The organism is Flavobacterium sp. FG19 (assembly GCF_057809475.1).
In genome coordinates this window covers 1-15,652 of sequence record NZ_JBMDKA010000029.1, presented here as the reverse complement: position 1 = coordinate 15,652, position 15,652 = coordinate 1, and the positions used below count along the sequence as shown (strand labels likewise).

The following is a 15,652-nucleotide window of genomic DNA, read 5'->3' as shown; positions in this document are numbered from 1 at the left end:
TTTCTTGATTTAATGAAATAAAACCCAAATTTAAATAAGATTTTTTATACTATCCGTTTATTTTAAGTTTCATTCCCGGTTTAATATCTTCATCTTTAATTCCATTCCATTTTTTAATATCTGAAATCGTTACTCCAGGATATTTTTTAGAAATGCTGTATAAAGAATCGCCTTTTTTAACGTAATAATCTTCGCTAACACCTTTTGCCGAAGCTGGTTTTTTCTTAAAACTTTCTACAGAACTGGATGCTACTGCAGTTGAAACAGGTTCCTGGATTTCTGTTACAATTTTGGAAACCACTAATGTTTTTCCTAAACCGATGTTATTAGACGTAAGATCATTTAGTTCTTTTAGCTCCGCAATAGTCGTACCGAATTTTTTAGCAATGCTGCCTAAATTATCTCCGGCTGTTACGACATACTCAACGGTTTGTACTGAAACTTTATCATTATCATCAGCAGAAGCGACTGCTGTTTCTGTATTTTTCTCTACAACAGGTACTGCTTTCGGCTCTTTCACTGCTTTTTCAGAAGCGTCTGTATCTAATTTAATTTTTAAAGTTTTACCTAAGGCAATTGCATTTGATTTCAGGTTATTCCATTTCTTTAAATCAGAAATATTCACGTTGTATTTGTCAGCAATCGCGCCCAGGTTATCGCCTTTTCTAACTTTATAGAACTGGATGTCTCTGGCGTTATCTGAAGCTTCTCTCGCCGGTTTTGCTTTAGGAGCAATTTTAGCGGCTAAACGGGTTGGAATTGTTTTGTTTTCTGAATCGTATTTTACGTAGGCGTAAATTTTATCTTCATTTGAAACAAAAGTGGCAATTTTATCTTTTGGCAGACGAAGGAAATGCTGCTCTCCCTGATAATAAGGCACTACATTTAACTTGTACGAAGGATTTAAAAGCTGAATCTGCGATTGCGGCATATCCAGTAAATCGGCAATTTGTTTAAAACTCATTTGATTTTTAATGCAAATGGTATCGGTTTCAAAGTTTTTGATCACGGCTCTTTCGGGATTGATACCATGTTCTTTGTGATATTCGAAAAGGTACATAGTGGCATAAAAAGCCGGAACATATCCTTGTGTTTCTTTTGGAAGCTGGTTTCGAATATCCCAATATCCTGTTTTTCCGCCGGAACGACGAATCGCTTTGGTTACGTTTCCGGGTCCTGAATTGTAAGAAGCTAATACCAATTCCCAGTCGTTAAATACATTGAACATTCGGGTCATGTAATCAGAACAGGCTGCTGTAGCTTTAAGAGGGTCGCTTCTTTCATCGATATAGGAATCAATTTTTAAAGCGTATTGTTTTCCGGTTCCGTACATAAACTGCCAGAGTCCGGTAGCGCCCATTTTAGAAACTGCTTTAGGGTTTAAAGCAGATTCTACAACGGCTAAATATTTAATTTCCAACGGAATCTTTTCTTTGGCAAAGGTTTCCTCGAATATTGGAAAGTAGTATTCTGATAAAGCCATCAGTCTTGAGAACGATTTTTTACGGTTCTTAAGGAATGACTTAATTATATTTTCTAATCCCTGATTGTATTCTATCTCAAAAGGTGACTTTTGATTCATTACGGCCAAACGCTGTTTTAATAAATCGGTTGGCAGTTCTTCGTCAACGGTAACATCTTTGTTAATGGTCTGAATATCTTTTGTCAAATCATCATAGATGTCTAAACTTACTAACTCATTCATCCAAAGGCTGTCAACACGGGCTGCCAGGTCATCTTTTTTGAATGTGCTTTTAATTGAATCTAAATAGGACAACTTTACTTCTGGCCTTATTTCTTTTGACAGCTCGGCAGTTTCCTGCGCAAAGACCGTCATGGAAAACAAAGCGGTAACCACTACGGAGATTTTCTTTACAATCATATAACATTTTTTTAAAATTCTATAATTCAACCAATTACAGGACTCGTATTTTTGCAAACTTAAAAAGTTTAGCGCTTAAAAATACGCAAAAAAATGTTAATTGTGATATTTTACTCTAAAATTGCAGCAATTCCAGGTAAAACTCTTCCTTCTAACATTTCCAGCATAGCCCCACCGCCTGTAGAAACATAGCTCATTTTTTCTTCAAAACCGAACTGTTTTACTGCGGCAACTGAATCCCCTCCTCCAACTAACGAAAAGGCACCATTTTGAGTAGCCTCGGCAATAAAATCACCTAAAGCAATAGTTCCTTTTGAGAAGGTTTCCATTTCAAAAACACCTAACGGACCATTCCAAAGGATTGTTTTTGACTCTAATATAACTTTTTTGAAATTTTCTAAAGATTTTGGTCCTGCATCAAGTCCCTGCCATCCGTCAGGAATTGCCGTTACATCGACTATCTGTGTATTGGCTGTATTTGAAAAATCGTCAGCAGCTACAACATCAACCGGAATGTGTACCTGAACTCCTTTTTCTTTTGCGGCTTTCAGAATGTCTAAAGCTAACTGCAGTTTATCATCTTCGCAGATAGATTCACCAATTTTACCACCTTGTGCTTTAATAAAGGTAAAGGTCATACCTCCACCAATAATCATGTGGTCAACTTTGTCTAAAATATTTTCGATAACTGTGATTTTAGAAGAAACTTTAGAACCTCCTAATACCGCAGTTACTGGTTTTTCACTGTTTTTAAGTACTTTGTTTAAGCTGTCTATTTCTTTTGCCAATAAGGTTCCGAAACATTTATCGTTTGGAAAAAACTGTGCAATAATAGTAGTAGAGGCGTGTGCTCTGTGTGCTGTTCCAAATGCATCGTTTACATAGATGTCTCCCAGTGAAGCCAATTCTTTTGCAAAAGCCACATCACCTGCTTCTTCTTCGGCGTGGAAACGTAAATTTTCTAATAATAAAACTTCTCCCGGTTTTAGGTCTTTTGCTGCAGTCTGAGCGGCTTCGCCTACGCAGTTTTCAGCAAATTTTACCTGTACACCTAAAATATCAGAAGCGGTTTTTAGAATATGTTTTAAAGAATATTTTTCTTCAGCTCCTTTTGGTCTTCCTAAATGCGACATTAAAATCACACTTCCGCCCTGAGCTAAAATAGTATCAATAGTTGGTTTCGCAGCTTCAATACGTGTTGTATCTGTTACATTAAAATTCTCATCCAGCGGCACATTAAAATCAACACGGATAATTGCCTTTTTATTTTTAAAATCGAAATCGCTTAAAGTTTTCATTTGATAATTTTTTAGTTTTTTTTAGAAAGAACAACAAATATAGGACTTTTGCTGTAGTAATAAATTCGAAAAAACTAAAAAAACAATGATAAAAGAAACGAAAACGTTATAAATTCACAAAACAATTGCTTTGCTGCATCTGAAAAACAATTAATACTATAAATTTACTACAGCCGCTAAATAAAAAAACCTTTTCTGTTCACATAAAACAGAAAAGGCAAAAAAATGAATCAGGGTTATTTTTTGTTTTTGGAATTTTAATCAGTCTTCCGTCTGAATATAACAAATGGAGAGGTTCTTCTGAACCGGAAACATAATGGTTTCATAATCGCTGCAGGTTTCTGTATTTTTAGAAACCAGATAACTGCCTTCTACAATTCCGAAATAGCTAAATAAAGGCGAATAAAAGGTTATCCCGATTTTGTGTTTTGAAATATCGGTAATGTCGGTATTTAAAATATCAAGCCGGTAATTGATAAAAGAAAAATAATTATTTCCCAATACATCGGTAACTCTGTGTAAATTACCTTTTAACTGGTCGACATAACCCTGCGCTGCAATTCCGGTAAGAAAATGGAGCTGCTCTGCCTTTTCATTTTCACTTATTAATTCCCTGAAGGTATTTTTAGGGTTTGTCTTTGGATTGTACTGCTGGCTCTGCATCTGATATTCTTTGAAAGTATCTTCAAAAACGTATTTATCCCAAAGAAAGGCCGAAGAACTGTCTATGACGATTCGGTACGCCAGTTTTATTCTGGTGATTTTCATTTATTCAACTGATTTTAAAGGAATTTCAATTACAAGTAAAATAGCATTTTCTGAAAGGGCTTCCCACTCTACAGTACGGGTCTTTTTTAAAGACAAACCATCTTTTGCTTCCAGAAGCCTGTCTTCTACTTCAAAGGCTCCGTTAAGAACAAAAGTAAAAACACCATTGTCCGGATTTTTTAAAACATACGTTCCGTTTTTCCTTCCGTCATATAAACCAATAAAACCCAATGCCTTTTCAATTTCAAACAGCGCATTCAGTTTATTACGGGAATCGAGATCAAACTTATACTGCTGAAAATAATTCCTGAAATACTGATTGCCCATTTCGAATTCGAGTTCCAGATAACTTACATTTTCACTTTCATACGGATTAAAGATTTCTATGTTTAGGGCATCATCTGCGGCTAAAACCCGTATCTGATCCACATGAAGAAAATCGGTATTGTCCAGACTGTCACTATATTCGATACCGCCAAATAAAGGCAGCAGGATTATATTGGTTTTGGAACTAATCTGACGTACCCTGCTTTGCTGTGGTGCCAGGATGACTTCGTTTAAAACTTGTAAAGATCCAAAGGGCTTACGGGAAATTTCATGATAATTTTCAAAATTAAAGGTTGCCAGACAGTTGTGCTCTGCTGAATTTAAAAGTCCTCTTGTATCTGAATTATAAATTTGTGACGGAATCTGAGCTATCATATTCAAGTTACTTTAAAAGTTAACCGGCCACATTTATGGTATGTGTTAAAACAAAACCTTCGCTGACACTACCCGTTACAGTTGCCAATTCGTCTGCTACAGAATCTGAAAACACATTATCGGATGCGTTATAGGTATATCCGGACATTCCTTTTGTATATCCGCTGGCAGTCGAAACATTAACCAGAACAACAGCACTATTAGATCCTTCGGGAAAAGCAATTTGGGTTACCAGCAGTGAAGTTCCTCCTGAATTGTAAATATGTACGTGAATATGGGTTGACCTTCCGGAATACCAGCCCGGAAATATTGAGGTAAAAGTTACGAGTCCGTTTTCGTCTGTTGTCTGTCTTCCTCTGAGGAAATGTGCAGATGTATAATTTACGGACTGCATAGAGGTGCCTCCATATTCTGAATAATAACCGTCTTTGTCACAATGCCAGATATCTACAATAGCTCCCTGCAATACCGCACAATCTGCTTTTGTATTTTTAATGGTGATTTTAATGGTAAAAGCCACACCGGTTCTGTCCATTATAATATCTGATTTTACCAGTGAAGACGGAGAAATAGTAGGAAATGGACCTGCAGTTTCTGATGGTGTTACGGAACAGCTGCCGGAAGATGAACCTGAAGACGAACCTGTATCTGTCGCAGTACCTGTTGCAGTATCTGATGAATCGTCATCCTGACTGCATGAGTTTATTACCGGAATGGCCAAAGTTCCAATTCCTATTAAACCCAAACCTCTTAAAAATTCTTTTCTTTTCATCGCTTGTTTTTTTAAATGTTATTTCAATTGAATGATTAACAGTTATTTTCGGGTAAAATTATCCGAAATTAAAGCGTTGTAAAAAGTTTGAGGTAAACGTTCTTAATTATGAGGTAAATCCGTAAAATTTATTTTTTTGTAGTAAAAATAAGACTCTGTAATTTCTGTTAGTTTTGTTCTAGAAGTTTAAAAAACGCTTCTTCGTAACTGGCACTAACCGGGATTTCGGCCTGATCAATGGTAATTATCTTATTTCTGATTTTTGTAATTTTAGAAATGGGTACAATAAAAGAACGGTGCACCCTGACAAACTCCGACCCGGGCAATTTTAAAAGTATGGCTTTTAAGGTCATTCTTGCTACTACCGTTTTTTGGTTCTGAATATGAATTTTTAAATAATCATCGAGACCTTCTATATACATTATATCCGAAAATGAAATTTTAATCAGACTGTAATCGGCACGAATAAACAAGTGCTGCTGTTCTACATTTTGATTCTGCAGTTTCCATTGTGACAGGGCATTTTCTGCTGCCTGCTGAAAACGGGAGAGCGAGATTGGTTTTAAAAGATAATCGGTTGCACGCAGGGTAAAACCTTCTACCGCAAATTCAGAATAAGCGGTAGTAAAAATAACCATCGTTTTATGGGGCAGTTTTTTATAAAAATCAATTCCGGATATAGACGGCATGTTAATATCCAGAAACAGTAAATCGACAGGATATTTTTTCAGGTATCTGAATGCTTCATCAGATTTTGTAAAAGTCCTTTCGAGCTGAATATATTCAACAGTACTGCACAGGCTTTCTAAAATTTCAAGTGCTAACGGTTCATCATCTAAGGCAATTGCTTTTATCATGCTACTTTTATAGACAAATTGACAATGTATTGATCCTCTAAATCTTCAATTTTTAACTGATGCCTGTTTGGATATACATATTTTAATCTTTCAATAGTGTTCTGAAGTCCGATTCCGGAGTCTGATGACTGAACGGAAAAGGTTTTCTTATTGGACACGTATAAAGTTAACATTTCCTGATCAATATTTATATACACTGAAATCTCTGAAGTCTGATCAGGATTGACTCCGTATTTAAAAGCATTTTCTATAAACGAAATTAATATTAAAGGGGTAATCGCTTTGCCAAAAGCAGAGCCGGTAACTTTATAATCGACATCTACGGTATTGCCCAGTCGGGTTTTCTGAAGAGAAATAAAATTACTGATGTAACTGATTTCTTTCTTCAGATCAATGACTTCGTCATTTGAATTGGTCATAATATACCGCATCAATTCAGACAACTGCACAACGGCATCCGGGGTTTTATCGTCTTTTTTCAGCGCCAGTGCATAAATGCTGTTTAAGGTATTAAATAAAAAATGCGGATTTATCTGGGCTTTTAAAAAGGCAAGTTCTGATTTTACTTTTTCTTCTTCAACGCGCTGCAGCCTTCCGGTAATAGCAAAAAGTAAACTGGAGATTACGCCAATTAGATACACCAAAGTCGTATGGCTGTACTGAGTAGGAGGTCCTCCAATAAATCCAAAAGGCTTTGGTTCGTTTCTATGAGGAGGCGGAGGAAATCTGCCTTCATGGGGTAAAGGATGTTCTGTGAATTTTCCGGAATGGTATTCAAAATCCAGAAAGTTGCGTTCCGGATGATCTAAAACAGTTGAAATCCAGAGGAAAAATAAAAGAAAAACCAGGGTTATTAAATAATATAAAAGTTTCTTATCCGAAAAATAAATTTTGGGGATTAAGAAATAGTAATTGAAGTAAAAAAAACAAAGCAGGGTAAAATAAATAAACAGATAAATCCGGTCGTGTGCGTTTGTGTATAAGTGCGGCAGCGAAAAAACCGTATTGGTGGAAGTAAACGCATAAGGCAAAAATAAAAAGGCGAGGCACAGAACTATATGTTTCGCATAAAGTGAAAATTTTGCTTTCATAAAAAAAATTTGAGCGCTACTATTTTGATAAACAAAATGGTAACGCTCAAATGTAATGTTATTGTACTTTTCTTTCAAATTATTGCGGTAAAAACGTCGATTTCTGCGACCCGCATTCTAATTTCCAGACTTTTCAGCACTGAAAAGAATATTTTGTTATTAATCGTGAACCGGACTTTGTGTACAAGGACAGTTACTAATAGACTGTAAGAAATCAAATCCGATAGTGATAGAATGGGTACCGGTATTATAAGCGCCAAGGTCGTTAAACATCACCTGATAAGAATAGGCAAAGTAAAACTTAGATTTCATAAATCCGGCCATAGGTCCTACTGATAACGGTTTTGGAAACTGGTCGTTTAAGAAACGATAGGAAACCCCGATCCAGTAGTAATCTTCATAACGGTTATAACGTCTGTACTTAAAGTTAAAATCGGTTGTAGAACGCTGGTCACTGGCAAAGAACTGATAAAAAACAGATGGTTCGTATTCGATACGGCTGTTTTCGGCATCTCTGAAAGTATATCCGGTATACACCTGAAAGTTAGACAGCAGGTCCGGTTCATTCACTACTTCTTTATTGATGTTTTTCTTTAAAACGTTGTTGGCGTTAAAACTGAAATAGAAGCTTTTATTACGATATAAAGCACTAATATCAAAGTTACTGTTACCTGTGTAACGATTATCTGTAGGCTGTCCTACACTTGGACTAGGTCCATTAGTATTCCCTTCAAAGTTTTCAGTCAGAACTCTAAAACTGTTAAAGTTGTAAGAGATACCAAACGACAAATACTGTTTCGAATAGTAATCTAAAATAAGGTGGTGTGCAAAAGAGACTTTTGCTCCAGTTTGTCTGGTATTACCATTACTGTCATTGTATAATGATAAACCAACACCTGAACGGTCTAAAACACGAAAATCAGCATATAAGGACTGGTTATCCGGAGCATCCTTGATCCCCACCCACTGTGTTAATCCGTTGGCACGAATTCGCAGGTTATCACCAATACCCGCATAGGCAGGTGACAGTATAAAAGGGTTATCAGCCAAATACTGAGTAAACACTGGTAGGTTTAACTCCTGGCTGTAACTAGTTGTTACAGCCATGAGTACTAAGGATAAAATAAACTTTTTCATTGTAATAATTTTTTTAGACAACATCATTGGGGCCAATTATTTGTTATCTGTATAAAGTGAAATGTCCAACAAACTCTCTTGCATCTTTCTCGTCATTTAGTTTAAGAACATACCAGTAATCACCTGTAGGTAATTCGTTTCCGTGGTATTTACCATCCCATTTCTGACCAACGCGGTACTTAGCAACAACTCTTCCATATCTATCGAAAATATCGAATGTTAAATCTTTGTAAGCTAATGCTCCACAATCCGGACCAAAAGTATCATCTATTCCGTCACCATTTGGTGTAAAGTAGTTTGGCATACAGAAATCGTGGAATGTTCCTTTGAAAGTCAGCGGGAACGTACATCCGTTTTGATCTTTTACCAGTACTTTATAATCACGTGTTTCGTAAATTCTGTACGTGTTAGATGATGTAAATGGTCCACCGTCGAAACTGTATTCATAAGCCGGAACTCCACCTGAAGCTTTCACTTCAATATAGTTAATCTCACTGCTTAGAACTGGTATTGCTGTTAACGGAGCAACGGCATCTACACGCACTGTGTTCGACATTTTAGGACAACCTTCTAATTCAGCTCTTACACTGTAATTACCTGTAACCAGGTTTCTGAACACAGGGTCACCAGTTTGAGATATTCCCGTTGAAACGCCATCTACAAATAAAGTGTACACTATGGTAGCTTTTCTTGCATCACTTATTTCGTCATCAACTTTCACAGTGATTGAATTCACCGGAAGGTCATTTTCACAAGTATAATCCACTTTTGCTACCGGGTTCAATACAATTGGTTCCGGCATAGAGTTACTTGTTAATGAAATGATACAGTCATTAGCATCTTTAATGTAAATGATATGCTGACCTCCTGTAAGACCTGTAAAACTAAATGTATGAGCATCGATATCCGGACTTACAAATGGTCCGTCTTCATTATCAATACTTGCTGTATACGGAGCTGTTCCAGTGTTTTCTTCAACTTCAACGAAAAGAACTCCGTCTTTATCTCCTTCACAATATTCAGGGATCATTGAACCTACTAACTCTTCTGCTTTAAGAAGTGCTGGCTGAGTGATGTCAATTTCTAAGACTTCGTTACAGCCATTTTCATCCATCGCAATAACAGTATAGTGACCAGGCTCTAAATTCTCGAATACATTTTTAGTATCAAACTGATCCAGATCCGGAGAAATTGAATATTTGTATGCTCCGGTTCCACCTGTTGCTGTCACTGAAATTCTTCCGTCTTTACCTCCAAAACATTTCACATTATCAATAACAGGTTCTGCATCAAATGGAGTAGTCGGTTCTACAATAGTATAAGGATCACTTACTTGACTGCAATCGCTTCCACTGTTTACTCTTACTGAATAAGTTCCTTGTGGAAGATCAGCAAATATACCATCTGTCTGCGGCGTACGCATTGGGTTTCCATTTACATCAAGTAAAGTATAAACATATTCACCTACTCCTCCAGTCGCTTCAGCCACTAATAATGCTGTTGCGTCTCCTTTACATCTTACTATTGCAAGTTCAATATCTAAAGTCACTTTTAGTGGCTCTAATGCCGGTACTTCAATGCTGGCTTCGAATGAAGAACATCCGTTTGTATCTCTTACATAGTAAGTATAGCTACCTGGAGCAACACTAATTACGGCAGAAGATGTCGCTGTAAACGATCCAAGAACTGGTGTTCCTGAAGGATCAGTACTATAAGTATAAGATCCTGTACCTCCTTCTGCTGTTAATGTCAACTGACTTTGAGTTAAACAAGTCTGGAATCTTGACTGAATCACTTTTCCTTGTACCTCTGTTGGTTCGTTGATCACGATCTCTGTCGATGTAGCCGAACATGTAAATCCATCTGTTACCGTTACTGTATAACGTCCTGCACCTAATCCAGTGAAAACCGGACTGTCCTGCGGACCTACTGCACCAACCGGAGTCGTAGAAAGTGTATTTAAAGTATATAAATAGTTACTTCCCTGACCGCCTGTTGGAGGATTAACTGTAATCACAGCATTTTCGTCACCGTGACAAGCTAACATCGTAACATTAGGTACTGCTGTTACCACAATTGGCTCCGGAATACGTAATGTTTCTGTTGCCACATCTGTACATCCTTTGGCATCTCTTACCGTAATTGTATAAGTACCTGGTACCAGATTAGGGAAACTTGATGTTGTTGAGAAATCAGAAACAATTGTAGTTCCGTTTAACAACTGATATTCATAGAATCCTGCACCACCTGTTGCCGAAGCAGAAATTGCACCATCATTGTTACCATCAGCACAAGTAATATTAGATACTATTGTGGTTAATTCTAATTCAGCCGGAGACTGACTGATAGTAAATATCTGCGGAGCAATTGGACACTGAGGACCGCTTGCATCTGTTAATGTAGCATTAACGGTGTACTCTCCTGCCGGAAGATTAGCAATTGTAATTGGTCCTGCAGTTGTTGATGTACCCGATCTTGTTACCGTAGCACTTGTAATCGTGTATGTAAATGCTCCTGCATCGTCTGTTGGGTCTGTTACGTTATCAATAATTGTTAACTGAACTTCTCCGTCTGTTTCACCGAAACAAACATCTGTTTTAACCGGTGTTACATTAATTACAAACGTATTAGGGTTGTTTACATAATGATACTCTGTTATTGTACATCCTGTTGCAGGGTTAAATACCGTCATTAAGTAATTGCCTATTGCTAAACCTGTGAACAATCCGTTTGTATTAGTCTGATTGTAAACTGTTCCGTTTACACCTGTTAAAGTATAGTTCAGCGTTGTCGGAGTTCCGCCTGATGTTACTACAGAAACCTGAATAGTTTCGTTAGCAATACAAGTAATCGGGCTTACTACTGTTACATCGATCTTATCCATTGTTATGAACGGATTGATACGAATTGGCGCAGTTGATACTCCTGAACAGCCTTTGTCGTCTGTTACTTTTACTGTATACGTTCCACCTGCCGGATCCATTTCTGTATAAACATTAGAATCACTGGTCTGAACTACAACTCCGTTTTTACTGAATTCATATAAAATATAATTACCTGAACCACCAACTACAGTACCATTACCAAATGTGATGGTTGCAAAGTTAGTTGTATTTGATCCTGCAGTACATCCGTATTGCGTTACCGTTGGTGCATTTACCACCACTGGTGCAGGCTGTATAATTCTGGTATCTACCTGAGCGTTACAACCTCTACCGGAAGTAACTCTTACAGTATAATCTCCCGGAAGAAGATTCTCGAATACATTACTATCCTGAGGGCCTACACTTACAGGTGTTCCTGTGTTAGTAGTACCTGTTAAAGTATATCTGTAAACAGGATTATCATTTACTCCTGGTGCCGTTGGCTCAAGATTCGCGATGATTCTACCATTTGAACCTCCATTACAAGTAACATCTGTTTTATCCAATGCCAGACCTGTAATTTGAGTTGCTCTTGTCAATTCAACTGTAACTGTATCTATACAACCGTATGTAAGATCTGTTACCGTAATTACGTGAGTACCTACAGCCATATTACTGAATGTTGCGGTGTTTCCTGCAACACTTGGTAAGTAGGCACCTGAAGTGAATCTGTAGTTACCTGAACCTCCCGTAACCGTTGCTACGATACGTCCGTCTACGAAATCACAACTTGGTAATGCCGCAATAGTTGTCTGTAAGTCTAAAGCTCCTTCAATAGTTACTGCTGCTGTAACCGTTGTCATACAACCGTTAGCATCTCTTACAGTGATATCGTAAGAACCTGAAGCTGTTACCTCAAATCTAGGATCAGTCTGGAATCCTGTTCCAATGCTGTACTCTAATGGAGCAACACCTGTAGCTGAAACTGTAAATTCGTAAGTACCTGATGTACTTTGACACTGACTTGCCACACTAGCTGTAATAGCAGATGGAAGCGGATCAATTCCAATTGTTTGTTGTTTTAAGGCTGGTGAACATCCGTTAAGATCTTTCACATAAACATCCCATGTTAAAATGGTTCCGTTTTGTGTATCCACCACCACTTTATTATCATTTCCGAATACGGTTGGGGCAGGGCTTCCTGCTGCTACAGCAGCATAACTGTAAGCTGGTGTTCCTCCTGCAGCCGTTACGGTAATAATAGCGTTATTGTTATTACAGCTGATATTAGTAGCTGTCATTGTAAAGTCAAGAGCCGCTGCCGGTTCCGGAACTACAAAACCTGCTACCTGATCTGTACAGCCTGATGTGTTATCAGTAACTGTGAAAGTATAGCTTCCAGCTGTTAAACCAGTGTAGGTAATAATATCACCTGTCTGAGTAAACGTTCCGTTATTTGGCGTTAATGTGAATGTGTAATTCGCAGGAGTAATATAATTACTTACTGTGAAAACAGCTGAACCATTTGTTCCTCCGTTACAAGACACTTCACTTATTAACTGACCTTCAACGTTAATTTCACTTGCTCTTTTTACAATAATTGAATTTATTGTACTGCAGCCATTAGCATCTGTTACTTGTAATACATAAGTATCTGGTAACAAGCCTGCGAAACTTCCTGTTGTATTTGAAGCTGCCGCTGAAGCCGGGCTGATAATAGCATACGTAAATGGTGCAACACCTCCTGTAACTGAGGCCGGATCTACTGATACGGTTGCTGAACCTCCTACAGTATTACAATAAATTGGTGTAGCCGTAATTTCGAAATCTGTTGGCGGAGTATAAGGAACTACTGTTGCTGATCCTGAAACTCTACATCCGTTAGCATCTACTACTACATAATTAATTGTACCTGCTGTATTTACTGTATGACTTGGAGAAGTTCCAAAACTTATTCCATTATTGAAACTATAGCTGTATGGTGCAGTACCATTGCTTGCATTAAGTGTAACAACCGCATCCTGAGTTGTATTAGAACTATTACAAGTAAATGGTGTTACTGCCGGGTTCACTGCTAAAGCTAAAGGTTCTGTAATTGTAACATCTACTGGTAAAGAAGGACATCCTTTCGCATCTCTCACAGCAATAGAATAGGTACCTGCTGTTAATCCTGCAAATATGTTAGACGTTCCAAACGCACCTCCGTTAATACTGAATTCGTACGGAGCAGTTCCGTTAGTACCTGTAACTGTTATACTTCCGTTATTACCACCTTCACAGTAAACATCAACCTGAGCTGTTGTAAATGTCGGGATTACATTAGGAGTTAACACAACCGGTACAGAAACAGCCTGACACTGACCATCAGAAACTCTGAAAGTATAGGTTCCTGCCACTGTTGGGTGATATGGTGAAGTAACCGGGCTATAGGTTATTCCTCCATCTGTAGATACCTCAAATAATGGGTATGTTCCAGTTCCCTGAGTTGCTAATAATGTAATAGTTGCATCGTTTGTTGCACAATTTAAATCTTGTGTAAGTGTAGCCTGAAGCAATAACTCCTGTCTTAATACATAAGTAGCGTGTGCAATACATCCATTACCGTCTTTAATATAGAAATCATAAGTTCCCGGTGCATTCAATACAAAATTAGGGCTTGCATAATATCCGTTACCAATACTGTATGTTGGCGGTGCCACGATATCAGGATCTACTGTACCTCTGATTGTAATTGGTACCGGACCTCCTGTATAACAATACACATCTGTTGTTACATCAATAGTTGGTGCGTCATCTCTTGTAAGTGTTACATCCAGTTTAGCTGTACAAATTAAGTTAGCATCCTGTACATACACATCCCAATCTGTAAAGGCAGGATCTAATACAGCCGTATTACTTGTTGAATAATCTGAAGCCGCTGGTGTCACTCCGTCATGAACAAACGCATATTTGTAAGCTGGCTGTCCTCCTGCTGCTCTTACGGTAACAATTGAACCAACATAACAATTAGCCGCAGTTTGTGACTCTAAAGCTAAAGTTAAAGCTGCCGGTTCTTCTACTTCAACAGTCGCATCGCTTGTACATCCTGTAATAGCATCTGTTACTGTCAATGTATATGTTCCTTGTGCTAAACCAGTCACGGTTACTACATCTCCAAGAGAAGTAATAGTTCCGGCAGCCGGATTCAATACATAAGTATATCCACCAGTTTTGTCTGCTACCGTAAATCTTACAGAACCATTATTACCTCCGTTACAAGAAACATTGGCAATCAAGGCTCCCGAAACTGTAATATTGGTTACCGGAGCTACTGTATGCGACTCTGTATACGTACAACCATTAGCATCTGTTACCTGGAATACATAAGTACCCGGAGCTAAGTTGGCAAATGTTGTACTGGTTTGTTTAGCCACTGTTATTGGAGAAATAATCTCGTATTCTAATATTCCAACTCCTCCAACATGCGCTGTAATCTCAACCGTAGCATCAGCGATACAAGTATCAGCAATGGTTGTGTCGATGGTTAAGTCCGTTGGCGGGTTCAATGCCGGAACATCAACTCCGTTGGTAAGCGGATAGATACAGCCTTTACTGTCTCTTACGTAAACATCGAAAGTAACTCCTGCGTATGTTTCGAAAGTATCATCGTTAGAGTAATTAACTCCTCCGTCATAGCTGTATTGGTATGGTGCTGTACCTCCTGAAGGTACAATCGTTACCACTGCCTGAGTTGGTGCATTTCCTGCTGTACACTCTAACGCTGTTGTGATAGAAGATGTAGCCGTTAATGCTGTAGGCTCAGTAATCGTTACGGTAATAGCAGCCGTAGATAAACATTGTTTTGAATCTCTTACCACAACGTTGTAAACTCCTGCTGTTAAATTATTGAAAGTGTTGCTTGAAACAAACGCTGCACCATTTACACTATACATGTAAGGAGCAATTCCGTTTGAAGCTGTTACAACAAAACTTCCGTTGTTTCCTAAATTACAGCTCACATTTACCTGTGTATAAGTCGCTGCCGGAACTGTGTTTGGTGTTACCACTACACTGCTCGATACAGCCTCACAGTTTTGAGAATCTGTAACTTTGAAGATATAAGTTCCGTCAACTGTCGCCGTGTAAGACGCTGTTGGAATAACACTGTATGTTGTTCCGCCGTTTGTTGAAACTTCATATCGGATATAAGTTCCTGTTCCACCGCTTGGTACTAAAGTAATAGCACCATTCACCGCACAGGTTAAATCTTGTGTTAAATTGGCCTGTAAAACTAATTCTGGT

At 38.0% G+C, this 15,652-nt stretch carries 9 protein-coding genes; all 9 read right to left on the bottom strand.

Translation table 11 applies throughout. The features are described 5' to 3' along the window. Window positions 1-49: 49 nt before the first annotated feature. A complete protein-coding gene (locus tag ACODST_RS22760) occupies window positions 50-1,882 on the bottom strand; it encodes a lytic transglycosylase (protein WP_488934388.1) in 1,833 nt (610 codons plus the stop codon). Window positions 1,883-1,992: 110 nt separating this feature from the next. Beyond that, entirely contained in the window at window positions 1,993-3,180 is a 1,188-nt protein-coding gene (locus tag ACODST_RS22755) for a phosphoglycerate kinase (protein WP_488934387.1), read from the bottom strand. A gap of 261 nt (window positions 3,181-3,441) precedes the next feature. After that, window positions 3,442-3,948 (bottom strand): hypothetical protein, encoded by a 507-nt coding sequence (locus tag ACODST_RS22750; protein ID WP_488934386.1) that lies wholly within the window; start codon window positions 3,946-3,948, stop codon window positions 3,442-3,444. Continuing rightward, the gene (locus ACODST_RS22745) at window positions 3,949-4,650 is read right to left on the bottom strand and encodes a pirin family protein (RefSeq protein WP_488934385.1); all 702 of its coding nucleotides are present in this window, start codon (window positions 4,648-4,650) and stop codon (window positions 3,949-3,951) included. A 19-nt stretch (window positions 4,651-4,669) separates the two neighbouring features. Continuing rightward, window positions 4,670-5,422, bottom strand: a complete 753-nt coding sequence (locus ACODST_RS22740; RefSeq protein WP_488934384.1) for a dioxygenase family protein — start codon at window positions 5,420-5,422, stop codon at window positions 4,670-4,672. Between the two features lie 167 nt (window positions 5,423-5,589). After that, complete coding sequence (locus tag ACODST_RS22735; protein WP_488934383.1) at window positions 5,590-6,279, bottom strand: LytR/AlgR family response regulator transcription factor; 690 nt, start codon at window positions 6,277-6,279, stop codon at window positions 5,590-5,592. Then, window positions 6,276-7,370: a sensor histidine kinase gene (locus ACODST_RS22730; RefSeq protein WP_488934382.1), complete on the bottom strand. Its 1,095-nt coding sequence runs from the start codon at window positions 7,368-7,370 to the stop codon at window positions 6,276-6,278. The genes ACODST_RS22735 and ACODST_RS22730 overlap by 4 nt, the downstream gene beginning before the upstream one ends. 159 nt (window positions 7,371-7,529) lie before the next feature. Continuing rightward, a complete protein-coding gene (locus tag ACODST_RS22725; RefSeq protein WP_488934381.1) occupies window positions 7,530-8,507 on the bottom strand; it encodes a PorP/SprF family type IX secretion system membrane protein in 978 nt (325 codons plus the stop codon). Window positions 8,508-8,550: 43 nt separating this feature from the next. Then, on the bottom strand, window positions 8,551-15,603 hold the full coding sequence (locus ACODST_RS22720; RefSeq protein ID WP_488934380.1) for a T9SS type B sorting domain-containing protein: 7,053 nt from the start codon (window positions 15,601-15,603) through the stop codon (window positions 8,551-8,553). Window positions 15,604-15,652 lie beyond the last annotated feature (49 nt).